Source organism: Photorhabdus bodei, assembly GCF_003287735.1.
Classification (GTDB): Bacteria; Pseudomonadota; Gammaproteobacteria; order Enterobacterales; family Enterobacteriaceae; genus Photorhabdus; species Photorhabdus kayaii.
In genome coordinates this window covers 1-25971 of record NZ_NSCM01000009.1, presented here as the reverse complement: position 1 = coordinate 25971, position 25971 = coordinate 1, and the positions used below count along the sequence as shown (strand labels likewise).

33 protein-coding genes are annotated in these 25971 nt (G+C 42.9%); 9 read left to right on the top strand and 24 right to left on the bottom strand.

What is annotated here, in order from left to right; all coding sequences use genetic code 11:
* Positions 1–328: 328 nt before the first annotated feature.
* The 3 genes from CKY02_RS08770 to CKY02_RS08760 all read right to left on the bottom strand — a co-directional run bounded on the left by CKY02_RS08770 (position 329) and on the right by CKY02_RS08760 (position 4121).
* Positions 329–2476 carry a polysaccharide biosynthesis tyrosine autokinase gene (locus CKY02_RS08770; protein WP_112895002.1) on the bottom strand — a complete coding sequence of 716 codons (2148 nt, stop codon included), beginning with the start codon at positions 2474–2476 and terminating at the stop codon, positions 329–331.
* Positions 2477–2547: 71 nt separating this feature from the next.
* Positions 2548–2976 carry an arsenate reductase/protein-tyrosine-phosphatase family protein gene (locus tag CKY02_RS08765; protein ID WP_112879068.1) on the bottom strand — a complete coding sequence of 143 codons (429 nt, stop codon included), beginning with the start codon at positions 2974–2976 and terminating at the stop codon, positions 2548–2550.
* A complete protein-coding gene (locus CKY02_RS08760; protein WP_112879057.1) occupies positions 2976–4121 on the bottom strand; it encodes a polysaccharide export protein in 1146 nt (381 codons plus the stop codon). The genes CKY02_RS08765 and CKY02_RS08760 overlap by 1 nt, the downstream gene beginning before the upstream one ends.
* A 676-nt stretch (positions 4122–4797) precedes the next feature.
* Here CKY02_RS08760 and CKY02_RS08755 point away from each other — a divergent pair.
* Positions 4798–5193 (top strand): VOC family protein, encoded by a 396-nt coding sequence (locus CKY02_RS08755; RefSeq protein ID WP_112895001.1) that lies wholly within the window; start codon positions 4798–4800, stop codon positions 5191–5193.
* A gap of 88 nt (positions 5194–5281) precedes the next feature.
* Here the strand turns inward: CKY02_RS08755 and CKY02_RS08750 are convergent, their stop codons facing one another.
* The 21 genes from CKY02_RS08750 to sctW form a co-directional block, all read right to left on the bottom strand.
* Positions 5282–5731 (bottom strand): lysis protein, encoded by a 450-nt coding sequence (locus tag CKY02_RS08750; protein WP_112895000.1) that lies wholly within the window; start codon positions 5729–5731, stop codon positions 5282–5284.
* A 9-nt stretch (positions 5732–5740) separates the two neighbouring features.
* The gene (locus CKY02_RS08745; RefSeq protein ID WP_112894999.1) at positions 5741–6142 is read right to left on the bottom strand and encodes a structural protein; all 402 of its coding nucleotides are present in this window, start codon (positions 6140–6142) and stop codon (positions 5741–5743) included.
* Positions 6143–6151: 9 nt separating this feature from the next.
* Positions 6152–6478, bottom strand: a complete 327-nt coding sequence (locus CKY02_RS08740) for a phage holin, lambda family (protein WP_112894998.1) — start codon at positions 6476–6478, stop codon at positions 6152–6154.
* Positions 6479–6622: 144 nt separating this feature from the next.
* Positions 6623–6805 carry a hypothetical protein gene (locus CKY02_RS23735; RefSeq protein ID WP_146747416.1) on the bottom strand — a complete coding sequence of 61 codons (183 nt, stop codon included), beginning with the start codon at positions 6803–6805 and terminating at the stop codon, positions 6623–6625.
* Between the two features lie 125 nt (positions 6806–6930).
* A complete protein-coding gene (locus CKY02_RS08735; RefSeq protein ID WP_112894997.1) occupies positions 6931–7920 on the bottom strand; it encodes a glycosyltransferase in 990 nt (329 codons plus the stop codon).
* A gap of 765 nt (positions 7921–8685) precedes the next feature.
* Positions 8686–9075 (bottom strand): YscW family type III secretion system pilotin, encoded by a 390-nt coding sequence (locus CKY02_RS08725; protein WP_112894995.1) that lies wholly within the window; start codon positions 9073–9075, stop codon positions 8686–8688.
* Complete coding sequence (locus tag CKY02_RS08720) at positions 9072–9305, bottom strand: T3SS regulon translocated regulator ExsE family protein (protein WP_112894994.1); 234 nt, start codon at positions 9303–9305, stop codon at positions 9072–9074. The genes CKY02_RS08725 and CKY02_RS08720 overlap by 4 nt, the downstream gene beginning before the upstream one ends.
* Positions 9302–9745 carry a type III secretion system chaperone gene (locus CKY02_RS08715; RefSeq protein ID WP_112894993.1) on the bottom strand — a complete coding sequence of 148 codons (444 nt, stop codon included), beginning with the start codon at positions 9743–9745 and terminating at the stop codon, positions 9302–9304. Before CKY02_RS08715 ends, CKY02_RS08720 begins: the two co-directional genes overlap by 4 nt.
* Positions 9736–10104 (bottom strand): hypothetical protein, encoded by a 369-nt coding sequence (locus CKY02_RS08710; protein ID WP_146747415.1) that lies wholly within the window; start codon positions 10102–10104, stop codon positions 9736–9738. Before CKY02_RS08710 ends, CKY02_RS08715 begins: the two co-directional genes overlap by 10 nt.
* Positions 10105–10123: 19 nt before the next feature.
* On the bottom strand, positions 10124–11008 hold the full coding sequence (locus CKY02_RS08705) for a YopD family type III secretion system translocon subunit (protein ID WP_112894991.1): 885 nt from the start codon (positions 11006–11008) through the stop codon (positions 10124–10126).
* 11 nt (positions 11009–11019) lie between these two features.
* Complete coding sequence (gene sctE, locus CKY02_RS08700) at positions 11020–12198, bottom strand: type III secretion system translocon subunit SseC family protein (protein ID WP_112894990.1); 1179 nt, start codon at positions 12196–12198, stop codon at positions 11020–11022.
* Positions 12182–12688 carry a SycD/LcrH family type III secretion system chaperone gene (locus CKY02_RS08695; RefSeq protein WP_112894989.1) on the bottom strand — a complete coding sequence of 169 codons (507 nt, stop codon included), beginning with the start codon at positions 12686–12688 and terminating at the stop codon, positions 12182–12184. Before CKY02_RS08695 ends, sctE begins: the two co-directional genes overlap by 17 nt.
* A 9-nt stretch (positions 12689–12697) precedes the next feature.
* Positions 12698–13624 (bottom strand): virulence-associated V antigen, encoded by a 927-nt coding sequence (locus CKY02_RS08690; RefSeq protein WP_112894988.1) that lies wholly within the window; start codon positions 13622–13624, stop codon positions 12698–12700.
* 11 nt (positions 13625–13635) lie between these two features.
* Complete coding sequence (locus CKY02_RS08685; RefSeq protein ID WP_112894987.1) at positions 13636–13914, bottom strand: LcrG family type III secretion system chaperone; 279 nt, start codon at positions 13912–13914, stop codon at positions 13636–13638.
* Positions 13915–13954: 40 nt separating this feature from the next.
* On the bottom strand, positions 13955–14389 hold the full coding sequence (locus tag CKY02_RS08680) for an LcrR family type III secretion system chaperone (RefSeq protein ID WP_112894986.1): 435 nt from the start codon (positions 14387–14389) through the stop codon (positions 13955–13957).
* Entirely contained in the window at positions 14386–16452 is a 2067-nt protein-coding gene (gene sctV / locus CKY02_RS08675; RefSeq protein ID WP_112895058.1) for a type III secretion system export apparatus subunit SctV, read from the bottom strand. The genes CKY02_RS08680 and sctV overlap by 4 nt, the downstream gene beginning before the upstream one ends.
* Positions 16453–16499: 47 nt before the next feature.
* Complete coding sequence (gene sctY / locus CKY02_RS08670) at positions 16500–16829, bottom strand: type III secretion system chaperone SctY (RefSeq protein WP_112894985.1); 330 nt, start codon at positions 16827–16829, stop codon at positions 16500–16502.
* A 2-nt stretch (positions 16830–16831) separates the two neighbouring features.
* Positions 16832–17197 carry a YscX family type III secretion system protein SctX gene (gene sctX, locus CKY02_RS08665; RefSeq protein ID WP_112879040.1) on the bottom strand — a complete coding sequence of 122 codons (366 nt, stop codon included), beginning with the start codon at positions 17195–17197 and terminating at the stop codon, positions 16832–16834.
* The gene (gene sycN, locus CKY02_RS08660; protein WP_112894984.1) at positions 17194–17565 is read right to left on the bottom strand and encodes a type III secretion chaperone SycN; all 372 of its coding nucleotides are present in this window, start codon (positions 17563–17565) and stop codon (positions 17194–17196) included. The genes sctX and sycN overlap by 4 nt, the downstream gene beginning before the upstream one ends.
* Positions 17562–17849 carry a TyeA family type III secretion system gatekeeper subunit gene (locus CKY02_RS08655; protein ID WP_112894983.1) on the bottom strand — a complete coding sequence of 96 codons (288 nt, stop codon included), beginning with the start codon at positions 17847–17849 and terminating at the stop codon, positions 17562–17564. The genes sycN and CKY02_RS08655 overlap by 4 nt, the downstream gene beginning before the upstream one ends.
* Positions 17830–18702, bottom strand: coding sequence for a type III secretion system gatekeeper subunit SctW (sctW, locus tag CKY02_RS08650; RefSeq protein ID WP_112894982.1), 873 nt, complete (start codon positions 18700–18702; stop codon positions 17830–17832). The genes CKY02_RS08655 and sctW overlap by 20 nt, the downstream gene beginning before the upstream one ends.
* 305 nt (positions 18703–19007) lie before the next feature.
* Between sctW and sctN the strand changes: the two genes are divergently transcribed.
* Genes sctN through sctU form a run of 8 tightly spaced genes read left to right on the top strand, consistent with a single transcriptional unit; the run spans position 19008 to position 25612 of the window.
* Positions 19008–20330 carry a type III secretion system ATPase SctN gene (gene sctN, locus CKY02_RS08645; RefSeq protein ID WP_112879036.1) on the top strand — a complete coding sequence of 441 codons (1323 nt, stop codon included), beginning with the start codon at positions 19008–19010 and terminating at the stop codon, positions 20328–20330.
* Positions 20330–20791 carry a type III secretion protein gene (locus tag CKY02_RS08640; protein WP_112894981.1) on the top strand — a complete coding sequence of 154 codons (462 nt, stop codon included), beginning with the start codon at positions 20330–20332 and terminating at the stop codon, positions 20789–20791. The genes sctN and CKY02_RS08640 overlap by 1 nt, the downstream gene beginning before the upstream one ends.
* A gap of 11 nt (positions 20792–20802) precedes the next feature.
* A complete protein-coding gene (locus tag CKY02_RS08635; protein WP_112894980.1) occupies positions 20803–21930 on the top strand; it encodes a type III secretion system needle length determinant in 1128 nt (375 codons plus the stop codon).
* On the top strand, positions 21927–22856 hold the full coding sequence (sctQ, locus tag CKY02_RS08630; protein WP_112894979.1) for a type III secretion system cytoplasmic ring protein SctQ: 930 nt from the start codon (positions 21927–21929) through the stop codon (positions 22854–22856). The genes CKY02_RS08635 and sctQ overlap by 4 nt, the downstream gene beginning before the upstream one ends.
* On the top strand, positions 22853–23506 hold the full coding sequence (gene sctR, locus CKY02_RS08625) for a type III secretion system export apparatus subunit SctR (RefSeq protein WP_112879032.1): 654 nt from the start codon (positions 22853–22855) through the stop codon (positions 23504–23506). The genes sctQ and sctR overlap by 4 nt, the downstream gene beginning before the upstream one ends.
* A gap of 2 nt (positions 23507–23508) precedes the next feature.
* Positions 23509–23775 (top strand): type III secretion system export apparatus subunit SctS, encoded by a 267-nt coding sequence (gene sctS / locus CKY02_RS08620; protein WP_112879031.1) that lies wholly within the window; start codon positions 23509–23511, stop codon positions 23773–23775.
* Positions 23772–24560 carry a type III secretion system export apparatus subunit SctT gene (gene sctT / locus CKY02_RS08615; RefSeq protein ID WP_112879030.1) on the top strand — a complete coding sequence of 263 codons (789 nt, stop codon included), beginning with the start codon at positions 23772–23774 and terminating at the stop codon, positions 24558–24560. The genes sctS and sctT overlap by 4 nt, the downstream gene beginning before the upstream one ends.
* On the top strand, positions 24557–25612 hold the full coding sequence (sctU, locus tag CKY02_RS08610; RefSeq protein ID WP_112894978.1) for a type III secretion system export apparatus subunit SctU: 1056 nt from the start codon (positions 24557–24559) through the stop codon (positions 25610–25612). The genes sctT and sctU overlap by 4 nt, the downstream gene beginning before the upstream one ends.
* Positions 25613–25971: the final 359 nt, after the last annotated feature.

Sequence of the window (25971 nt, the reverse complement as noted above, 5' to 3'; positions counted from 1 at the left end):
CTTAACGTTAATAATCCTAACGTTAATAATCCATCTATATACCCTATGGATTTCAAGATGCATCGCGACGGCAAGGGAGTGAATCCCCGGGAGCATTACATTTAAAATACATTTTATAATGACATTCTACAACTATAAAGCCATAAAGTAACCGGAGAAAAAGTCTCTGGGTTTTACCATAGCCATGCTTTCAAAATGGAAGGAAAAATGATCCACGTTCTCTTAAATTAAACGAACTGACTCACTATTAAGAAACATATGAAAGAAAATAAGAACTCATTGATAAAATTTCTCCGGCCTCATAAGCCGGAGAAAAGGCGATAAATCCTTATACCTTATAACTGTATTGATAATATCCGCTAGAATCATAATAGAGACCAGACTTCTTCTCTACCGCGTTTAGCAACACACCTTTAATATGAATGCCATTTTGCCTAAATCGGCGAATAGTAACATTAACTTCTTTAACCCTTGTTTTATGATAACGTGCAATTAACAATGACGTTCCTGCATATCTCCCAATAATCGCAGCATCAGTTACAGCCAAAATAGGAGGAGTATCTACCAAGACATAATCATAATGCTCTTCTGCCCAAGATAATAATTCTTTAAATCTATTATTCATAAGTAATTCTGACGGGTTTGGCGGAATAGCACCTCGATTGACAAAATCAAGCTCAGTAAGATACGTTCTGGTAATAATCCCTTTTAACTGATGTTGACCAGACAAATATTCAGAAAGCCCCATAGATTGAGGACTTTCCAAGATTTTATGTAAACGACCTCTTCTCATATCCGCATCGATTAAAAGCACGCGTTTATTACTTAATGCCAATACAGCGGCAAGATTTACTGAAATAAAAGACTTTCCTAATTCAGGAGCAGAACCTGAAAGAAGAATAATTTTGTTTTCAGATTCCATCATTGAAAAATGCAAGGTTGTTCTAAGGCTACGCAATGCTTCAATAGCTAAATCAGTGGGATCTTGAATAGCTAATAACCGCAATTTTTGACGATGAGTTTGCTTTTTCTGTTGTTGATCAAGTTTGATCTGAGTCTCAGATAGTGGAATAGTAGCGTAAACGGAAACACCTATTTCTTCCAATTGTTCGGGGCTTTCGATTCCTTTACGAAACATGACTCGTATGCAAATCAACCCAGCAGACAATATAAATCCCAATACCATCATCGATGCAATAATCAATGACTTCTTCGGTTTTACCGCTGAACTTTCTACAATAGCTTCATCGATAATACGCACATTACCAACCGTCCCCGCTTTCACGATATTCAACTCTTGCTGTTTATTGAGTAACTGCACATAAATTTCTTGGTCAACTTGAACATCTCTGGCCAAACGTAAAATTTCCTGCTGTGTTTTAGGTAACCGTTTGATTGATTGATTCAGCTCCTTTTTGGTATCAACCAAAGTCTTACGTTTATCAAGCAACGCAACATAAGCGGGATGTTGTTTGGTATACAACTGCTGTAATTCAGCTTCTTTGAAAGTCAATTCATTAATCTGTTTCTCAATTTGGACCAATGTCTCCAGAGCCGATTTTGCTTCAAGTGATAAATCGATAGATTCATTCGCTTGACGATATTGATTAAGCAACTCTTCAGAACGATTGAGCTCAATTTTAACTTTAGGCAAATGATTTTTTAAGAAATTAAGGCTACTTTCAGCCTCTTCCGCCTTTCTTGTCACATTTTGTTGCAAGTAATTTTTACCAATACTATCCAGTATCAATTTTATTCTTGCACGATCATCACCTTCTATTTCAAGCAAGATAATACCGGTATTATTACCTTTTTCTTTTACCCGCAAAGCCTGTTGCAGCCCGCGAATAACACCCAATTGTCCCCGTTTAACCAACGTGAAACTTTGCCCTGGAGCAGCTGAAATATTTGAGATAAGCAAATTTATGCCATCGGTATCAAATACTTTGTTTACTTGCCCGTGGAAAACCTGATCGTCAAAAAACAACCGATAATTTTCTGCATCGTCAACATATATTTTTATCCCTTTATTAATATATTCAGGTGATATTGTAAAATGTTTAATAACAATATCAGGCTTTGGCATACCACGAAGACGGGCAATGCCCTTACCTATCACAGGAAAATAATCCGCTGTAACCTGAACATCCAAATTTAGATCCTTTACTGTCTTTCCTAATATCATTCGGGAAGTTAATAACTCCAATTCTGCCGATATATCTGACGGTTTCCCAGAAAACATATCCGACATGTCGCCAATTAAAGGCAATGCACTACTTCTCTTTTCAACCTGCAATAAAGCATTTGCCTTGTATATCGGAGTTACAATCAAGGAATAACAAAGGCCAATAACGGTGAACAATAGGGTAATTCCACCAATCACCCAGCGATAATCGAATAAGGCACTAAGAAGACGGCCTAAATCAATTTCATCACTATCCGTATGAGTGTGACTTGATTTATCTGATGTAGTCATAAAAAGCCTATAATTACTTTATTGATAAGTAATGAAGAACAGCAAACCCATAATATAAAAATACTTATAAGTTATAATTTCCCTAACCAACTATTAGCACTATTAAATAATAACTGATACACATATTCATAAACCTCGATATCAGACTTATAAGGATCGGGGATTACCATTTCATTTAACCAATGACCTAAAAGCATTGTTTTCCCCCTTGCCCCTAGATTTATCCTATTTACAGCCTCAATATGTTTTTTTTCCATAACCAAGATCAAACTTGACTTCTGGCATAATTCACTGGTTAGTTGGCGTGCTATATGCCCTTCTAAGGATAATCCATGTCTAGCCGCAACCCTACTTGAGAATTCATTTGCAGGTTTACCAATTAAAGCCGATATTCCCGCAGAATAAATCTCTTTCTGAGGAAATAGTTGCCGCAATAAACGCTCTCCTGTTGGCGATCGACAGATATTACCCACACAAACAATCAGAATAGAATTGAACATTAATTCGGCCACTTACGAATCCATTTAGTTGTTTCAGTCAGGCTATTAATGCTTGATATCGTTGGCACCAACTGATTAATAACCCGATTCCAGCGAACGACTGGCGCACTGGTAACATAGACAATATCATAAGGTTGCAAATTAAACTCAGTTCCCAGGACTAACGCCGTCGCATCCTTAGCATTGAGCTGATAAATATTGGCTATTTTCCCCTTATTATCAGGCACATTACGCAGCGAACGGATAACAAAGATGCCATTAGCATCACTTGATAATTGATCTATACCTTCAGCATTACCTAATGCTTCGGTCAAAGTCATTCCACTGCGATCCATACGTAGAGTGGTTTGTTTTCTGACTTCCCCCATAACAAACACTTTCAAATCATCATTACGAGGAATGTATAAGATATCGCCAGAATAGAGCAGACGATTTTGCTTCAGATCACCATTTTGCATCAAATCTTGAAGAGAAATAATCGTTTCTTTTCCCTTATGAGTCAAAATGATCCTCCTCCAGTCAGCATTTTCGGTTAAGCCGCCAGCATGGTTAATCGCATCAATAATGGTTAAAGGAACGTTAGTGATAGGTTGTTGAGCAGACCTGGCAACTTCACCTGTTACATAGGCTTTTTGTGAACGAAAAGCAGCAATATTGACATCAACTTGAGGTGATTCGATGTACTTCGATAACTTATCAGTAATCATCGTACGCACCTGAGTGACCGTTTTTCCTTTCACATGAAGTTTACCAACATAGGGATAAAAAATCGTCCCATCAGAATGCACCCAGTTACCCGTATCACTAGCACTACGATATTGTCCTGCCGGTATTGTCAATTCAGGATGATCCCAAACAGTAACCATAATGACATCCCCCACACCAATACGGTATTCATACTGTTGTAATTCTTTATCTAATTCAGGATTAGGACGCGCAATAGCAGAATTCACTCGTAAATTTTCAATTAATTTTGGTGTTACCGGATAAACATTTACCAAATTATTAATATCATAGTTACTATCATCATCATTGATTATTTCTTTATTATAAACAGTAAGGCCACTCCCAGGTATAACAGTACAACCACCTAATAGCATAGAACCGGACAATGCCAGAACTATAATTAATTCCTTAATATTCATCAGAAATTTATCCTTAAAAAATAATAAACAAAAAAGAATACAGAAAATAGTATTAATTATAATCTCTCTAACAAAACTAGATTATAATATAATAAGATATAATATAATATAAAGATTTTGCTTAAGGGCCGCAAGATTCTAGGCTACTGGTCATATCACTTGGTAAAAACAATAGAAATCAACTTAATAGCTTTGAAAAATTCAGACTATTAAATAATAGGTAGTAAATTAATTAATTATTTTATTATTTAATATATCTTATAAGGTATTATTACAAACAGAAAGTAAGAACAGACCTATAAAATAAAGGATAGTGAGGATATTTATCAGAATTTATCGAAACCAAATACATACTCTCGATGACATTGTGAAGAAAACACATACCTACTTACATCAAATCCGTGTTCATATCATCGACTTTGGTGCTTGAAATGGTGATAAAAATAAAAAAACAGACAATCAATTTATCAAACAACTCCAATTATAAAACCCTAAATTTAGTCATATTATAAATAATAGCTCGGCAGTATCGGATATTTTTAGATTGTTTTAACTTTAAAAATCACCACTTTGTACTTTTCACGTTTATCAACTACCATTACCGGTTGTTTTATATAGCAGTAGAAGATCTGAGAATTGGACATATTCCACAAAAACTTTATCAACTGGGATTACCATGAAAAAATCTACTATACTAAGAATCGCCAGGCCAACTGACAATTTAACTCAAGTTGCTGAAATGTACTGCCGAGGTTTAGGATTTATTCTCCTAGAGCAATTCGAAAATCATGAAAATTTTGATGGCATCATTCTAGGGCATCCAAATCATCTCTGGCATCTCGAATTTACGCATCATCGTGGCACAACAGTAGGAAGATCCCCCACACAGGACAATTTATTGGCCTTCTATATACCAGACCATTCAGAATGGTTAGATCAGATATCATTAATGGAAAACGCTGGCTTTCTTACAGTCCCCTCTTACAACCCATATTGGGATATTGAAGGTAAAACATTTGAAGATATTGATGGTTATCGGGTTGTATTACAAAACACAGTATTCCTTGTTTGATTATTAATCGACCTTAAGCATACTTGCCCTAATAACCAACCCACACCTACGTTGTTTTACATTACGCAATAACATTATCAAAACTCAGCTATTGACACTGAGTTTTGATATATTCTTGCAAGTATTTCGTTTGCTGTTCGTTTTCAACAATCATTTTTCGGAGATCGAAATAATCTTGTTCAGTTGCCGGGTTAAGTCGTGGGGTGGCTGCATGGCCCACGCTGCCGGAGGAGCCGGTTTGGCCTTGATGACAGGTGGCCGCGATGCGCAACCGGCGATGACCAGCGGCAACATCATTGCGCAGAACATCAATTTCAGATTTGGCATTAGCAAGTTCCTTTGTATGCTGATTATCCAGTTCAGACAGGAGCCTTATCCTCTCCTGCTGATTAACGATTTCATTCTGCTGCTCCAGCAACTCACTCTGTAGCTTAACGGTCGTATCAAGCTGTTTGGTATACTTACCGTAATAGTGATAAGCCAGAAGCGAGGCAAGCGCCAGAGCAATAACAGTATAACCACGAGAGTTAAACTTCATAATATCGCTCTACAAAAGGGAAAATGCTTTATCAATGACCTCATCGCTATAAGGTTGACTACCATTTTCCATGGTAATAATGGACTTAATAAGCTCTGTCATAAATACTTTATTAAATACATCAACAACCTGATCGCGAGTCACTCCCGTGTTTTTACACACGTGATTAATATAGGCATCAGTATTATTTTCATTAGTGGGAGCCCATCGTGAAATGATCCCTTTCACTGTTTTAAGGCCATATTTCCGATTGTAATTATGCAAAATTTTAATCATTGCCCGAAGACCATATTCAGGACTGACAAACTGACAGAAAGATTTATCAGTACGCTGTGATGCAGGCATCAGACCTTGCCAATCATCGCCCCAACGAATATTACCTGGGTTATTATTTCGAATACCTCTGCTCATAATTCACTCCTATTGTTTATTACCTGTTTTGTTATTAACAACTTTTCTTAAGATCTGACCAAAATAGTCAGTGCCCAGATAACCAATAATGACACTGCTGATGTAAGCCAAATCCGTGCTCATACCAAAAAAATTCAACACATCACGGATAAACCAAGCAATCATGGCACACATAATAGAATCCATAATTGTCGTCCAGAATTTACCACCGTTATATCGACCTCTGAGATAAGCCATTGCGGCAGCCAGCGCCGCACCTATACCTTGTTCTTTGACTGACAGCAGCCATAACCATAGCTGCATCCAGATGTCAGGCTGTTTATCCATGTATTTCATCCTTCACTCCCACTCACATAAATGGGAATCCATAGGCTGCCGTGTAGCCTTAAATTTGAGTTAATAGGAATACTGCGAAATCAGTAGAATAAGAAAAGGCCACACATAGTGCAGCCTTAAATTTTATAAGGTGATTACTTACATTTAATATAATACCAAGCTCATCAACAAACTCTGCTGGTATATCATTATGTGTAAGGGAATGATAATAATTAACAGATAGATATATCCGTTATCTTGCAAGTTACTTCTTTGTTGGCTGCACTCCTCCCGGTCACATCGTTCACTATGCTCCCGGGGATTCTCTCCCTTTCCGTCGCGATGCATCTTGAAATCCATAGGGTACAGTTTATTAAAGCATTGACTTTAAATTACCTGTCCTAATAGATTATGGAAAGGCAGAGTAATCAGATGAAAACGATTAAAAAATTAGATCATATAAAGAATTGTAGTCACTCATCCATGAATCTCCTTAATATTAAGACTAAATTACAACGTATAATAAACCATAGTTCATGGTAATTATGCACACCTGGTAATAAATCTCTCAAGGCAATTTGATCAATAAAACGTTTAGCAAGCAATTTTTTTAAGGATGGATCGTGTATCTTTTTTCTGTACAAAATAAAAAAACTACCAACTTCTCGTATTGCATGACGACTAAGAGATCTTTTTAACGACTTTTCACCTTTAATTTCTTTTGAGATTTTAATAATTGAATTAACCACGGTAATATAGCTATCAGCTCGATGATATAATTTTTTACTTTCTCTTGAGCGAGTTATTGATTGCAAATTATGTCGATAACAATACAATTGCTCCTCACAAAAGCCGATTCGATTCGCTATAAGTGACAAATTAATTGTCCATAAAATATCTTCATGAAAGATATTTTCCATAAAACTCAGTTGGTTATTTATAATTAATTCTTTTTTAATAAGTTGTAACCAAACAAAATGTGGCCATTCTCTACACTCAACGCAATATTTTATCCACTCTTTACCTGTTAATACTCTTCCATAAGGTTGTCTACGTGTTATTCTTCTATTCCCTTGTGAGAATGGATCTTCTGTAAAACTGACTCCATTGCCAATTAACACATCTAATCTCTGTTCAATAGCGTGATCAAGCCATTTTCTTAATATTTGTGGTTTTAGCCAATCATCACTATCAACAAATAAAACCCACTCCCCTCTCGCATATTTTATGCCGTAATTTCTAGCTATTGAAACACCACGATTTTCTTGATTAAGGATCCGTATTCTATTATCTCTTTTTTCATATTCTTTAATTACTTCCAAGCTGTTATCTGTTGAACCATCATTAATAATAATGACCTCAAAATTAACATTTTCTTGCGAAGAAATTGAATCTAACAAATAGATTATATTATTTTCATCATTAAAAACAGGGATAATGATAGTAATATCAAACTGAAACATCTATCATCCTTTTAATGAGTTAGTTATTTTTGATAAAAACACCATTTTCATAATAAAAATGCACCTTTTCCCCATTGCTATTCACAGACCATACAATATTTTTAGCATCAGTTATAGATGGGATTGAAAATTTCCACCAAAAAAGTAAATCATTAAGTATGATAATGATAAAAGGATGCACTGGGAATTTAGGTATTACTATCTCCTGTAAAGATAGAAACAGCATCAAAAATCTATTGGAACAGTTTAAATAAATCGGCAAATGTAGCAGATAAAATTAAAACAATTAAAACAATTAAAACAATTAAAACAATTAAAAGTGATATTAATTTAAAATGGCTTATGTAACCTATATTAAAAATACAGTTAAATACTTTGAGGGTGAAAAAGTAAAATATAATCAAGCATAAGAAATAGAAGAAAATAACAGAAGAGGAACTATTCAACTAATTGTAAAATGAGAGATTCAAATGTTAATGTATTATTCTATAGATATTTAACATTGAAAATATATTAATTTATACCCGTCATCTTTCAAGTTGCCTCTTTGTTGGCTGCACTCACTCACCCCGGTCACATAGTTATCTATGCGCCCGGGGATTCGCTCCCTTGCCGCCGCGATGCATCTTGAAATCCATAGGGTATATACCGAACAATAAAATATTACATGAAATTATTAGGTATAATTCCATGTAATTTAAATAGCATTTAAAAATTTAAAAGACAATATTATCCCTTATTTATTAATGCAAAAATATTTAAAACTCATAGGCATTCTGGATAACATGGTAAGGGAGACAATTGCACTACAATTCTTTTTCCTGCAACGACGCGTTGTTGGCTTTTCGCCTGCACTGTCCGTTTCCCATCCCAACGTAGACGAGTCCTTAAGAATAACTCACCGTGAGAAAACGGCGGACTCAAACGCATAGAAAAAGTGACGGGTAGCATGTCCAAACGATAATGCATCTCACCTACTGTCAATACTTTTCCTTCAACCACCGTCAACAATGACACCTCAACGTTTGCCGTTCTGGGTAGAGAGGCCTGCATGGTCACATCGCCCTCAATCAGACGTGATGCTTCATGCTCAACAACCTCACTAACACAACCGGTAATCAGCAAACACAACATGACCAACCCTATTTTGGTCATGTTAGGCTGATCCTACGTTGTGACAACGGAGTATGCTGCCCATCCAACAAACGCTGTAATGTTGTCTCATGTTCAAGCCCCATGACAAGGCCTCTACTCAGCACCGCAGAAAGCGGCTCATGAACGTTTTGTGGCATATACCCTGACGTAACCCGACGACCACAACAAAGGCTATCATTTTCATGGGGCACATTTGTTAAATGAATGGGTAACGAATTCTCAATTTTCATACTCGCATTCCCAAAGATTCGTTCTGTTGAGAGCCAATCGGAAGTTGAGCTTGCAATAATTCCTGCCAAAATTCAGCATGATCCAACATACTTGAAAGGCTCTCTTCAAAAACAGCCTGATTCAGCCGACTCGCTGACATTTGCCGATAAAGCTGCACCATCAGCGTTGACTCATCAAAACCAAAGTGAAGATCAAACTGATACCAATGACGATTAAAGCTGGCTAATTGGCGGAAAATCCCCTCTCCGACCACAGTGATGTCAGCGACATCTATCTGTAAAACGAGCTGGTCACGTTCAGGAATTAAGATCAAAGAGAGGTGAAGGTGCTCATCAAAACAGAGAGCAGCCACACCTTCATGATTTAAAGCTAGGTGCGGCAAGCCAAATTTAGCAGCAAATTCAGCCAAAACTTGATTGACGATGGCTATCACATCCATGGGTTACTCCTGCTAGAGAAGGCAATCAGACCAACTTGAATTACCGAGTAGTCAAACAAACGGGTTACCCCCGCAGAAAAGGGACTCAGTTTACTACCATCGCCTTTTGGACCTCTGTCACTCAAGGGCAATTCTTTTAATAAAAAAGTCACCCCAGTGATTATCGAAAACCAAACACCGGAACATAGGAAGATGCTTTTTTTCCTTAACACATCCTGCCAGTTAAGGACTGAAATCTTAATTTGATATTTTCGTTTTTCTGCACCTTGGACGGTATGAGTAGATTTTAAAAACGAGATAAAATAACGGTATCCATCAATAAGAGCGCACCTTTCGGTGCGCCCAAGCTTATTATTCAACGGGTCTACTCCGCCAGCATTACACCACACCAGTCGCCGCGCGCCATGCTTGGACATGGTTCTGATAATACTGCTGTATTAATTGCAAAACATCTCTCATGAAATTGTTATCCAATGAAATCTGATCTTCACTCTTCTGTTTTTCATGTTGAGAAATAGATGAATCCACTTCATGTTCCTTGGCTTTAGCCTGAGAAAGCCCCTGTTCTACCTGCACCGAATTATTGGACATACTCTCTAAAGATTTCATTACTGAAGTTAAGAACTGCTGCTTGCTGTTACGACTTTCAAAAACCAAAGTAAGAGATTTCAAAGTGCTCTTGTCAGCATCTTGTGCTACATTCCATACTTTACCAATTGCTGCCCGATCAGCATCGCTATTCTTGCCTAGCTGTTGCGATTTAAGATCGATTAATTCGTTACGACCGGCAATATTACTTTCCAACGTCTTCTGCTGCTTAACCGCTTGACTGTTTTTAACGGAAGAAAAACCACCTATCAGCCCCGAACCAATCGTCATTAAGCCTGAAACCACTGCCGTAGCAATCATCAACTTGGCGCTATGTCGCATCTCATCCACTTGTGACTTCTGAGCATCAATCGACGCTTTATTCTCAGTGTCACGCTGTAAAATACCCAGTTCACGCATCCTCTTGGCAATCTCAAAAAGCAGCGACATCATATTCAGCGTGTTATTTAATTCTTGTCCGACATTTCCTAAGCTACTGGGATCGAGGCCCTGTTTCGGTACAATCAATTCAACCTTATCCGTGAACCTCGTTTTTTCCGGCTGTTGAATAGCAGCTTCATGTGCTGTCGGTGTCGACACAAAGTTGTCAGTTCCAACTTCAACACCGTGACTGGAAGTAACCCCTTGACTACTGACGTTATCATTAATTCTCATCTTTTTATTCCCTAAATTTCCTGTGGTCGGCGGGCAAGGTTATTTATCATGTCTGCCCTGTCATTGAGCATATGGGAAATCATTTCCATCACACGTTGGAAAGACTCTACCAGGTGGGACAACTCCTCTTTGAGCCTGTCCATAACAGCTTGGAATGCGGTCAATTCGCTACGTGAAAGTTGCACGTCAGCTTGTCGGTTAGCCGCTTTACTCTGGAAGGCCGCATTGGTAGTTTGAGCAGCGCCATTAGTAACATCAACCCCCAAATCACTCACCTGCATACCCACTTTCAAGCCCCGAGCCGTGGTATTTGCTGCTGTACCTGCGGCTTTTGCAGAAAATTCCGCTGCCTTTACTGCCATCTTAGCCGTCATCTCAGCCACTTTACTGCCCATTTTAGCGCCCATTTTCGCAATCAAACCGGCAGCAGAACCACCGAAACTGACCGCCGCCGCCGCCACAGCCATCGTAATCTCAATCGCAGTTATGACTGGCCCTAGCCATTTCATGGTTTCTTTGCTGATTAAACCATCTTGAGCCGCTTGTTGTAGACTCTGAGAGACTACGCCCATTACCCCGCCGGCAATCAGCAAAGCGCCTGCTACCGCACCAACACCGGTAGCAACCATAATTGCTCCGACCACAATTGAAGCAATTGCACTGATCCAGCCAAAGATCTTAGAAAACAATCCAGATTTCTGCGCCTCTTTAGCAGAATTTTCAGCTTCTTTAATCTTCTGCTGGTTCTCATCCATTTTCTGCAAACTTTCCTGACGCGCACGCCGGATATCTTCGATCTTGAGCTTGGTTTGATTACGTTCGATCTCGCTGGTCAATTTGCCCAATTCAATCTCTATTGCCTCAGATGAGGACAATACCAGAGAGGACAACAACGAAGTTTCTGTCAGCTTTGCTGTCAGCTCTTTTATCGGTCCTACTGCCTGCTTAGCCTCCTGCGTAACCGATTTAATCCTTGCCATTTCTTCTCGGTTAGGGTGAATATTCACCACCACCAATGGTGCTGGCAATGATACTCCTCGTGACCTAGCGGCATCAGAAGACAGCAAATTACCCGCCTGACTAGGCGTAACGTGCTCCTCGCTTTTAGGAGGGATAGTTGCGCGGATTTCATCAACCTGAAAACTGTTGACCCTCGATTGAGGAACTTTAGATTCACTGACTTGAACCATTTTCCTGAGTCCTTTTTATTGTAATAGCTTCTAACATTGCACTGGAACTGGCAGCCAAAGCGGCCTGTCCCGGCAAAGCTGCCGCAAGTTGTTGGGCCGAGTAGAAGCCACTCTCAGCCCCATCTAGTTCTCCTAATTGCAGGAGACATTCGGCTGCATGAAATGGAAAACGGGGCTCATTAATATCAAGCATGGCTCCGTAGCTATAGCTTTGAATTGCCTGCTCCAGTTGCCCCATTGCCTGTCGGCACGCACCCAATCCAAGGAAGAACCGGGAATCATAGTGATCCAACATACACAAAGCCTGGAATATCTTATGTGCATCCTGCCATTTGCCTGACTGATACTGGTTGAACGCTAATGAGTAAAGTTGCTCCAACGTATCACTAGAAATATCCTTCAACATGGCAAGGGTGCCACCATCATGAAGAAAAGATTCCAACTCTTGTGCATATTGGTCAGAAGTGGTTGATGTCTCTTGATGCTCCATAATCATTCCTTAAATTGCGCCGAGAATATTGCGCACGATGCTGTCATACTTTTGAATAAAACGGTTTAACGCTTCAATAGCCGCGTTATAACGGGAACTAGCCTCATTTAAACGTGTTGTTTTTTCTTGGACAATATTGTTTAGTGGATTTACACGATCGTTAACCGAAGTAGAGAAATTGGCTAAGCGATTATTATCCTTGTCATATTCGTAAGAATTCTCCAGACCTGCCATAGCACCACTTTGCTTATTAGGGCTTTCTAAGAATTTCTTAATAGAGATTTCAGAGTCAGAAGATATCTTCCTTAACAGTTTATATTCATCACTTTTCTCAAAAGCAGCCTGTTCACTAAAACCATATTTCTTATGATCCAACAAATTGAAAGAACCGGAATCGGTAATATTAAGCGTCACATTAGCTGCTAATTTCGCATTAATCTCCGATTGAATAACACTGTAAATCTTTAACTCTGCGGTCAATGTAGCCAATTCATCACGCAACTCAAGTCGTTTTTTATCATGACCTGACATAACAGAAACAAATATATAGATTACATCATCATCAAGACGATCCGGCGTTAAATTAAAATGAACCGCAGCCAGAAAATCCCTTAATGTCCAATCAGTTTTTAATGTCGGGCTATTCAAGAAGGATTTAAGATTATCGATACCATTCTTTATTTGGCTGTCTAAATGACCATCTTTGACAATAGCGTCCGCTGGCAGAAAATAGGCAATCAGTTTTTTCAGGAGATCCTTATTTTTATTTTCAGTGATAACATCAGAACCAGATTTAATCTTGATCCCCTTATTAAGAATAAGCTCAACCAATTCATTGAGCTCAGAAGATCCAGAACCTTGTAATTGATTTAGTGAAACCCCTTTCAGATCTGTCAAGAAAAGCTGTGGGTCATTTTGATATGGCCTAATTTCCACCTTCAAACTCCTTATACAATAATGCCACGCATACGAGGTGGGCGACGAAGACGCTTTCCCTCTTCCAGAGAGGGCGGTTGGTTGCTTCGTAAGCGATTAACTTCTGTCAGCAACTCTTGCTCAGCATTCTGAACCAAAGTAACGTCAGTATGACCAAACAGTTCTGTACCTACACTTGGGTTGATGCCAAGAGACTGCCACATCTCCTGCAATAGTTGCAGTCTGTGATCACTGTCTTTAATGGCTGCCTCAGCAGCTTGCAGTACCTTGGCGTTGGGTTCCTCTTGCATCAGTGACTCCTATAATAAAGAGAGATATTGATTCTTCCTGTCAACGTTGGACTTTTTTTTGTTGTTTTCTCATTTGATGTAGCGATATAACGCAACTGGCTTCTAACTCGAACCAGCCAGCCGCAACCTCACTTGCGCCTGTCCAGCGATGGTAAAACCGGGCCAAACGTTCATCATTAAGGGGAGAGTCAACCAAAGTATTAACTTGACCATAAAGCCGGCTACCCGGCCCAAGCACGGCCATCGTTGCTGTTGCCAACAGATAAAGAGGCGCAAATGGATTAGCAAGCCCTCGACGCTGCCGGGTACGGCGTAACATCACGATCCAAACTCGCGGTGCGTCATAACGCCAGGCAATTTCACAACCTTCATACCACACACGCCAACCAAGAGGGATTGGACTATTCCCCATACAGTGAGGCTGTACAGAATAACCTTGCTCCTCAAACCAAGGGGTAAGCGGATCACGGTTCATAGACACACCCTACCAAGCGGTTGGATGTTGATCTGTTGAGTCAACTCTTGATACGAGAGCACAGGCAAGCCGTGGTGATCACCTTCAATTAACTTACGGACATAGCGACGAATATCCATTGATACGATCAATACTGGCTTATTCTGCATTTGCGTTAAATCGCCCACGGTTTTCTTCATCTGTTCGAGGAAACTTTGCGTCACCGCTGGGTCCAGCGCCAGGTAGCTACCCGCGCTCGTTTGGCGAATACCTCCTCGAATTTGCTCCTCTACCTGTTGATCCAACAGATAAGCGGGCAAGATATTGTTGCCATTAGCATACTTGTAACAGATGTAACGCTTGAGACTACTGCGAATATATTCCGTTAATTGCACCACATCTTTTTCTTTCTGCCCCCACACCACCATAGCTTCGAGAATCGTACGTGTATTACGAATAGAGATGTCCTCGCCTACCAACCGTTGCAGTATCTCAGTCATCCGTTGCAATGGGATTATGCGCATGGCCTCCTTGACCAATTCCCCATAACTGCCTTCCATCTGTTCCAGAAGATAACGGGTTTCCTGCACGCCAATAAAATCTTCGGCATACTCCCGCAACACATGTGACAAATGCCAAGTGATCACCTGAGACATGGATAAAACCGCTAGCCCAGACTTCACCAAACGTTCCTGATGTGCTTCGGCTACCCACAAGGTAGGCTGATTAGGTAATAGAGGTTCCCCTTCTTCATAAGGGATAGCCAGTAATTCTAACTGACTGACCGGTTCCTGCACCAGTAAATGCGCTGAACGCAGCCGACCACGGGCAACGGGCACCTCTTGTAGCTGGATCAGGTATTCCCCTTGCTTCATCCCTTCATTAAAACGTAAGTGAATACCCGGAAATGGTACGCCCAAATCCAAATAGAGGGCGCGTCGTACCCGTATTAATTCATCATTCAGTGAAATAGCTTCCAGCTCAGCCTGTAATCCCGCATCCACATCAATAAGTAAAGGAACCGTCATAGCAAATTCCTCTTTCTCACTCAGTTTTCCAGCTTTAGCCTTACTGCCGCTCTTGGGTTTAGATTTGGCCGCCGGTGCGCCTGCCCCTTGGGCTAACAGTCTAGGAAGATCCGCTTGTTGGCTGGCGTTGGCTTGTCGCTGGCGCTGGAACAGCAAATAACCGCCACCCGCCACCACCAGTGCAAGCATTAAGAAAGTTAATGTAGGGAATCCAGGAATAAGGCCAAATACCACCAATAAAACACCGCCAATTAATAGTGCCTTTGGTTGAGCAACGACCTGATCACCAATCTCACTACCTAGATCAGAGGCGTCTTCCGACGAAACTCGGGTAACAATGATGCCTGCCGTAATCGCAATCAACAAGGCAGGAACCTGAGAGACCATACCATCACCAACGGTCAAAATGGCGTAGAGCTGCAATGCATCGGACGCTGACATCCCTTTTTGGGTGACGCCTATAGTTATCCCACCCAAAATGTTGACAAAGATGATGAGGAGACTCGCAATCGCATCACCCTTAACAAATTTCATCGCGCCATCCATCGAACCAAACATCTGGCTCTCTTTTTCGATAATGCTACGCCTCTCCCTGGCTTCATTGACGTCAATAACACCAGCACGCATATCTCCGTCGATACTCATCTGCTTACCCGGCATGGCATCAAGGGAAAAACGAGCACTAACCTCAGCTACGCGCTCCGAACCTTTGGTTATGACGATAAATTGTACAATAGTGATAATCAGAAAGATCACTATCCCGACTATCAGGTTGCCACCGACAACGAAATTACCAAAGGTGTAGACTATTTTACCCGCATCTGCTTGCAGGAGGATCATCCGGGTGGTACTGACGGAAAGCGCCAAACGAAACAGCGTGGTCACCAGCAAGACCGCAGGAAAAGCGGAAAACTGTAAAGGGGAATTGATATAGACCGCCATCATCATGAGCACAACAGAGATGGTCATATTAATGGCGATCAAAATGTCAAGTAGGACAGGCGGAAGCGGCAAAACCATCATGAAGACCACGGCTAGCAACAATACTGCCAACATGATGTCTTTACGCTCGCCAATCAGACGCAATAACTCAAACCCACGGTTCACAATAGGGCCCCTTGAGCGAGATAACGCTGATAAGCACTGCGTGCTTCTTCCAGGTTCCCTTCCTGTTGACAAGCACGGCTAACACAAAGCCAGAGGGCGGCGCTTTGTTCACCCTGCTCTTGTAAGAGAGTGCAATGTTCTTTTGCCATGCTCCCCTCTTGCAGTTTAAGTAATGAAACCACCAAGGCGCGACGCCCTTCCTGATGTTCAGGATGCAAAGCCAGTAATGCATCCAATAAAATACGAGCTCGGTCAGGATGACCGTATTGAAGTTGAAGCCAGCCGAGCAGCAACAGAGCGCTCTGCTGTTTAGCACTGAGAGTCATGGTCATACCTTGTGCAACAGGTGCAGAGCCATCTGCAACAACTGTTCATCTTGATTCATTTTTTCCAACAGGGAGACAGCATGCTGTACCCTGATGTCATTACCTTGTTGCAAAATTGTACGCAGACCACTAACCGCCTGACGAAAATCATGTGGACGCAACAGAGAGTGAAACCCATCTTGCGGGCAGGCAAAAGCCAACAAAGCCTGATCAGCCTTGTTGGCTGGATAAAGACGTGCGGCGTGAGTCTCAACGGATTGACCATCGGGCAATAATGCGTAGCGATCAGGTAAACTAACCTCTATCTCTTCCCGACTGATCGCCGTTAGTTGCTCAATTCCTATATGGGCGGCAGCGATTTTGCTCACGAAGCGAGCACCTCACGCTGTACTCTTAGCAAAGAGCGAAATGCCTGATGCAGCAAGGGCAACGTTATATGCCGTTCATCCAGTGTCACAAACAATAACAGACGATCTTCCCCCAGCCAGCCACAACGCAAGGGCAGTTCAGGCCCCTGACCACTGAAAGTGAGTAGCATCGCTTTCACCATGACCTCTTTTCCCTGATGCCAGGGAATTTCACGGGCCAGCCAAAGTGTTAATGAGCCACCATAGCGCTCAATTTGCAACGTACCAGAATACTCAAAATCGATTTGGATCAAGGGGCTAGAAGCATCAGACATCTCCATACCCAAATCCTGACAAAACTGGAGCAACTGTGGCTCTATCCAGTTCATGATGCTCCCTCTCCCGACCACAATTCGTCTTCTTCTCTCTCAATTGCTGCATCCAGCGCCAGCTGACAAGCATTAAGCAGGTTTTGGCGCTGCTCTTCATCACTGAACACTTCCACCGGAATCAAACGAATCAATCGCTTCAATTCCCGGTAGAAATGAATTTGAGTTTGGTTATCCTGCAATCCCAAAGCATGACCGAGTATTTCAACATCTCGCACATTGGCCCAACGTTTCTCAACCAGAGAAACGACATCCCCCATAAGGTCAGAAGGCCCGTATGCCATGACTTTCCCCCTCTACCACGCTTTTCCATAACTGCTCAACCTGAACCGATAAACTGTTAAGCAAACGGAGTTTATGCATGTCACTCATCACACGTTCCAACTTAATAGGATCAAGTTGCCGCTGTTGGCTGTCCAGATCAGCACTCAACGCTTTCATGATGAATCCTGTTACTTCCATCAGGGAACTACTCTTGAAATTGGATTGAATATCCCGCCAGGCAGCCGACAACCCTTGATAATCCATCACTGCATCACGATAGATGTTGCGCAACGCTTGCAAGTTGCCAACCCCATTTTTAGCTGCTGTCGTGGCATCAGGCGTAATGCGGGCCCCCAACTCGATAGCAATTCCTTGCTCTTGCGCTAAGCGTGACAACTCCTGTTCAACCAATGTCAATATGGCATGTGCCTCTGGCCTGCCCGCCAGCGCATCACGGGCCTGACTTAGCGCATAGAATTGCTCACTCACCTCTCCAGAGAAACTTTCCAGATAAGCCTGTAACTGAGCAATATTAGTCAGTTGAGCATTATTTAAGTGGGAGATTAATGCCTTGACCTTTTGCTGACGCTCTAAATCTGGCACCTTCTGCAAATATTCACCCACCAGTGCCTCAATTTCTCGCACCCTGGCATGTCCATCACTAACTTTACGTTTGGAGAGTGGCATATCCTTGCGTTCCGAAAATGCAAAAGTCATCTCTTCGGCCGCATCAGCAAAAGACTGGGATGCTGATACCAGCACAACTTTCTCTCCCTGAAACTGACCTACCTTAGCTTGTTCCTGTTGTGCGGTAACCCCAGCACCCAGTTCTGATAAAGTTATCGAATGAAGATGATTCTGGATAATATCCATAGTCTACCTTGTCATATCAGAGTTAATAATGAACAAATTATAAAGATACCGCTCCTGTGCCTATGCCAAAATCAGTCGTGAATTTTTAGCAAAAACCGCCATAACTCAAGGAAGAGCCCCATTGTTCTGATATAAGCCCCATAAAACATGGGCAACACACCGTGAATAAAATAGGAAATCTTACCGATAAAGCAGAGAACAGCCAGGTAAACTCCAACCATTTTCTAAAAACTCCCGACTCAGGTTGCAATCCCTTCCTCCTCCCCTTCTTTATAGTATTTATAGCAGAGGTTATATAAACGATCATGAAGCTTTCCCTAGACCATATTCCCGGCAAAATGCGCCACGCCATTAATGAATGCCGGCTAATTCAGATTCGCGGCAGGGTTACTCAGGTCACGGGTACACTACTTAAAGCCGTTATTCCTGGTGTACGGATAGGTGAACTTTGTCACTTACGCAATCCTGACAACACACTGTCGCTTTTGGCGGAGGTGATTGGATTCCAACAACATCAAGCCTTGTTAACACCTCTCGGCGAGATGTTTGGTATCTCTTCAAATACTGAAGTGAGTCCAACCGGAGCCATGCATCAAGTTGGCGTGGGGGACTACCTGTTAGGGCAAGTCCTTGATGGGCTAGGTAATCCATTTTCCGGCGGTCAATTACCGGAGCCACAAGCCTGGTATCCGGTTTACCGAGATGCGCCGGCCCCCATGAGTCGTAAACGGATTGAGCACCCGCTCTCTCTCGGCGTGCGCGCTATTGATGGCTTACTCACTTGCGGCGAAGGTCAACGTATGGGGATTTTTGCCGCCGCTGGCGGCGGAAAAAGTACGCTGTTATCTACGTTGATTCGTAGCGCCGAAGTTGATGTTACCGTGCTGGCGCTCATCGGTGAACGTGGCCGTGAAGTGCGGGAATTTATCGAATCGGATCTTGGTGAAGAGGGCCTAAAACGCTCAGTGCTGGTGGTAGCGACCTCAGATCGCCCGGCAATGGAGCGGGCTAAAGCAGGATTTGTTGCTACATCAATCGCTGAATATTTTCGTGATCAAGGTAAGCGTGTACTCCTGCTAATGGATTCCGTGACCCGTTTCGCCCGAGCGCAACGAGAAATAGGTTTAGCTGCCGGCGAGCCGCCAACCCGACGTGGTTATCCCCCATCAGTGTTCGCCGCTTTGCCACGGCTAATGGAACGTGCTGGTCAATCCGACAAAGGTTCGATTACCGCCCTCTATACCGTTTTGGTGGAAGGCGATGACATGACAGAGCCTGTAGCAGACGAGACCCGCTCTATCCTTGATGGCCACATTATTTTGTCACGCAAACTGGCGGCGGCTAACCACTATCCAGCTATCGATGTGTTACGTTCCGCTAGCAGGGTGATGAATCAAATTATCACTCCTGAACATCAGGCTCAGGCCGGCCTGTTGCGCAAATGGCTAGCTAAATATGAAGAAGTTGAGCTTTTGTTGCAGATTGGAGAGTACCAAAAAGGGCAAGATCCCGTTGCTGACAATGCCATTGCGCACATTGAAGCAATACGTAGCTGGTTACGCCAAGGCACCCATGAGCCAAGTGATTTACCGCAAACCTTAGCTCAATTACAGCAGATAACAAAATAATGATTGGCCGTTTACAACGTATAAAGGCCTTGCGAGTCGAACGCGCTGAAAAACATTTTTCCTTGCAACAAATGAAACTGCAAACGGCCCGTCAACACCATCAGCAGGCTTTGCAAACCTTGCAAGATTACTGTCAATGGCGAATAGAAGAAGAACAACGGCTTTTTGAATTGTGTCAGGGCCAACCTATTGATCGCAAAGGCCTTGAACGCTGGCAACAACAAGTTGCCCTGTTACGCGAAAATGAAGCGCAACTGGAAAAGCAAGTGGCTGAAATGACCGAAAAAGTGGAACTGGAACTCCGTCAATTAAAAGAGTGTCAACGTGTTCTGCACCACGCACGTCAACAGCAAGAAAAATTTAATGAATTGGGTCGTCAGCAACAAGAGGCGATCCGAGCCCAAGGTGAATACCAGGAAGAGCTGGAACAAGAAGAGTTCCATCGCCAGGAAAGAGTGTAAAACAGAAGAGTATGAACCCACTGACAGCTATCGGCAAAAAAGATGTCTCCTCCCTCCCAACGTCGTCTCCCGCAGAAGCAGACGCAGATTTGCAACGCCGTTTCGAGCAAGCTATCACCTCTCATGCCGCCAACACGCGTCAGTCAACCACACGGCGGACGGAACAACCGTTAACCAATACGACGACAAACAATAAACCAGCGGATCAACATGCCACACATGACTCAGATGAGGAGCTTCCACTATTCGACTCTTCCCAACTGGCAATTGATGATCCGCGCAAGCAAGCCTTATCATTGACAGGCCATGACATGCCTGCACCACTTCAAAATCAGAAAAAAAACGTATCGGTCCCCGCTCATCGCCTCAATGAGATCGCTAACGAGATAAGGGAATCTCTGTCAGCACCCGAAGTCCCAACACGTCAGTCAAACCTGAGCACCTTGATTGATTCTGGCCTAAAACCGGTTGATATCACGGTAACTTCTCATCTTGACACAGCAATGATGCAGACAACACCTGGCCGATCCCCATCTCAGCCAGACACACAACACGGTGCCATTCCTCACCAACAAACAGACCCGACTTTACCTATTGCCCGCCATGCCAACGAAATCAACCCTGCGGAAGGAAAAACACTGGATGAAATCGAAACATCCCATTTGTTGGTATTAAAACCAAAAGAGTCCGACTCTCAATCCTCTTACTCTGGTGGATCAGACGGGAAAACACCTTTCTTCCCACAAACGCAACTCCTGCCGGGGGAGCGCATCCTCGCCACGATGCAAGCAACTTCAACCCTATCTCCCCTTTTGGAAGCGTTAATCGACAAACTGAGTGTGGAGATCAGTATCGAACTAACCCAACAGCAACGTCCGGCGACATTACATCTGACACTTCCTAGCCTGGGAGCACTTGAGATCCAACTCACCAGCGAGCATGGCAAACTTCAAATAGAGATTTTAGCGAATCCGGCGGCTCAACAACTCCTGAAACAGGCACGCTTTGAACTGATTGAACGTCTACAACTTCTTTACCCAACACAAACTGTTGAACTCTCCCTTCCGTCTCAAACGGATAGTGAACATGGATCACGTCAACGTCGCAGCGTATATGAAGAATGGAAAAAAGATGCATGAATAGCCTGACCTTATCCAAAGTTTCATTGGAAGAATTAACGCTGCACCAGACCCTGAGTCGCCACCAGCAACAATTTAATTGGGATAATAACTATCTCTCGCTGGATGTGATTTCTCCTCCTCAGACGTTAGACAGGAAACTGATCGCCCATTGGCAGGGACAAACCTTCTCCTTGTACTGCCATGCAGCCGAGTTAGCGCTGTGGCTCGCACCTGATCTACAACAAGCGGACCTCACATCACTCCCTCAAGATCTGCTGTTGGCACTACTGGAATATCAAAGCAAAGTGCTACCCACTCTGTCATGGTCAGCACTGAGTACCACGTCAGAACGTCCTTTGTCAGCTTGCTTACGACTACGCCTTGAACGGCCAGGGGCCACATTGCCGCTCTGGTTACCAGAGCCATCCCCCTTAATTGCCATATTGCCAGAACGTCAACCTGGAGAATGCCTGCCTATTCCATTACGGCTTTCTCTGCAATGGGGAGCAATAATCCTGACTTTAGATGTGTTTCGTACTCTGGAATCAGGGGATGTGCTACTACTGCCCCCACAGCAACAACCAGATGACCCTTTATTAGCGTATCTGGAAGGACGCCCTTGGGCCTACTTTAAATCCCATGACCATAAATTGGAGTTAATCACTATGCACACCCCCTCTCCTGATAGTTCTGACAACGCTCTGCCAGTAACAGACTTAAACGAACTAGAGGTTCATGTCAGTTTCGAAGTGGGCCGTCAGACTCTGGATCTACAGACACTCACCAGCCTGCAACCCGGCTCATTACTCGATCTTGGTGTTCCTTCAGATGGCGAGGTACGTATTCTCGTCAATCAGAAATGCCTGGGTTCAGGGCGATTAGTGGATATTGAAGGACGTCTGGGTGTAAGAGTTGAACATCTCTCCGTGGAGAAACAACCATGATCCAGCTACCGAACGAATTGGATCTCATCATCGGTCTGGCCTTGCTAGCTCTGCTTCCCTTTATTGCCGTGATGGCGACCTCTTTTCTCAAACTGTCCGTGGTATTTTCCTTACTGCGTAACGCATTGGGCGTACAACAGATCCCACCCAACATGGCTATGTACGGATTGGCAATTATCCTCACTATCTATGTGATGGCTCCGGTGGGTTTCGCCACTCAAGATTACCTGCGTCAAAATGAAGTTTCATTCAGCAATGCGCAATCTGTAGATAAATTTGTGGAAGAGGGCCTGACACCTTACCGGAATTTTCTCAAACAACATATTAAACCCAGTGAACGCACTTTCTTTATCGATAGTACCCGACAAATTTGGCCAAGCCAGTATGCAGATCGGCTAGAACCAGACAGCCTATTGATACTGCTACCCGCCTTTACCGTCAGTGAATTAACCCGGGCTTTTGAAATCGGGTTTCTTCTTTATCTACCATTTATTGCAATCGATCTCATTATTTCTAACATTCTGCTGGCAATGGGGATGATGATGGTTTCTCCAATGACTATCTCACTTCCTTTCAAATTACTGTTATTTGTCCTGCTTGATGGCTGGACACGCCTGACACACGGCCTTGTTATCAGTTATGGAGATTGAACATGAGTAATGCTGATATTTTGCATTTCACCAGCCAATCTCTCTGGTTAGTGTTAATCCTTTCCCTGCCGCCGGTACTCATGGCTGCGGCAGTAGGAACATTGGTTTCATTGATCCAAGCACTCACTCAAATACAAGAACAAACGCTTGGTTTTGTCATCAAATTAATTGCGGTCATTATTACTCTATTCGCTACAGCTACCTGGCTTGGCAACGAACTCTATAGCTTTGCCAACATGACCTTTCTTAAGGTGCCGCTAATCAAATGACCCTACCAGAGCTCCAGCAACAAATGCTTGCTTATACCCTGTTGTTACCACGCATCATGAGTTGCTTTGTGATATTTCCTGTGCTCAGCAAACAGATGCTAGGTGGTGGGTTAATCCGCAACAGCGTGGTCTGCTCACTGGCCCTTTATGCTTACCCAACAGTAGCAGGCAGTCAGTTGCCCACATTAGGTAGTCTGGAATTGACGCTGTTGCTCGGTAAGGAAGTCCTGCTTGGTCTGCTCATCGGCTTTATCGCCTCTATCCCATTTTGGGCGATGGAAGCCACCGGTTTTATTATAGATAACCAACGGGGAGCAACAATGGCTTCAGTGCTTAACCCTTCCCTGGGAAGTCAAACCTCACCCACGGGTCTATTATTGACTCAAACTTTGATAACACTCTTTTTCTCCGGCGGCGCTTTTCTTGGTCTACTTGGCGCCCTATTTCAAAGTTATAACAGTTGGCCAGTAACGCAGTTTTTTCCCCAAATTACCAATCAGTGGATCCACTTTTTCTATGGTCAGTTTAGCTATCTACTACAGCTCTGCGCTTTAATGGCAGCTCCTTTGCTAATCGCCATGTTTTTGGCAGAGTTCGGGCTGGCACTGATTAGCCGTTTCGCTCCCTCTCTCAACGTTTTCGTGTTAGCAATGCCGATCAAAAGTGCAATTGCCAGCCTGCTACTGGTTATCTATATCCGGTTATTGATGCATCATGCCTATGATAAGGTGCTGTTAATTCTCTCCCCAGTGCGCATGTTAATCCCTATTCTGGAGGCACCATGAGTGGAGAAAAGACTGAAAAACCTACCCCCAAGAAACTCAGAGACGCCCGGAAGAAAGGCCAGGTAACCAAAAGTAACGAAGTTGTCTCCACCTCCTTAATATTGGGGCTAATCGGCATGATAATGGTCATGTCTGAATACTATTTGGAACATCTGGGTAAACTGATGCTAATCCCGGCTAATCTACTGGAGAAACCCTTTCCTCAAGCCTTCAACCATGTGGTTGAAAACTTGATGCAAGAGCTGGTCTACCTCTGCCTGCCAATTCTAAGCGTTTCCGTTTTGCTATCGCTGGCATCACACTTCGCTCAATACGGTTTTCTACTTAGTGGACACTCCATCAAGCCTGATATTAAAAAGATCAACCCTGTTGAAGGTGCTAAGAGAATCTTCTCTATCAAGAGTCTGGTGGAATTCATCAAATCAATACTTAAAGTAGGACTGCTCTGCACCTTGGTTTGGATTACTCTGGCAGGCAATCTACAAGCACTACTGCGCCTGCCGGAGTGTGGAACAAGATGTATTGTTCCTGTACTCGGCATAATGTTAACCCAGCTCATGACCGTATGCGGCATGGGGCTTATTGTGATTTCTATTGCCGATTATGCCTTCGAACACTACCAACATATTAAGCAGCTTAGAATGAGTAAAGACGAGATCAAACGGGAATATAAAGAGAGTGAAGGCAGCCCAGAGATCAAAAGCAAACGACGTCAATTTCATCAAGAATTACAATCAAGCAATATGCGCGCTAGCGTTAAGAATTCATCAGTTATCGTCGCCAACCCAACCCACATTGCGGTAGGTATCCGTTATAAGAAAGGAGAGACACCGTTACCCCTTATTACACTCAAGTTCACCGATGCGCAGGCCCTGCAAGTTCGACGTATTGCTGAAGAGGAAGGTATTCCGGTGTTACAACGCATTCCGCTGGCCCGAGCACTTTATCAAGATGGCCTGATAGACCAATATATTCCTGCTGATCTTATCCAAGCTACCGCAGAAGTTTTGCGCTGGCTAGAACAGTGGCAAGATCGCCCGCCGGAGCCGTAATCTGTCCTCAAACAGCGTTTTTTGACAGTCAAACCGCATATATGAACTGAGCATTGGCATTTAACATACCTTGCCAATGCTCAATTGCAAACGAAATACAATTTATACCCGTTATCTTTCAAGTTGCCTCTTTGTTGTCTGCACTCACTCACCCAGGTCACATTAGTTACCTATGCTCCCGGGGATTCGCTCCCTTGCCGTCGCGATGCATCTTGAAATCCATAGGGTATATCCGTCATTCCGCACCGTATTTCTGATTTAAAAATAGTGTGATCTTACACAGGTTTTTTGTATTGATGATATCAGTGGGGTTGACGGTAATCGCCAATTTTGATCTATTACTTTTATTTACCGGAAAG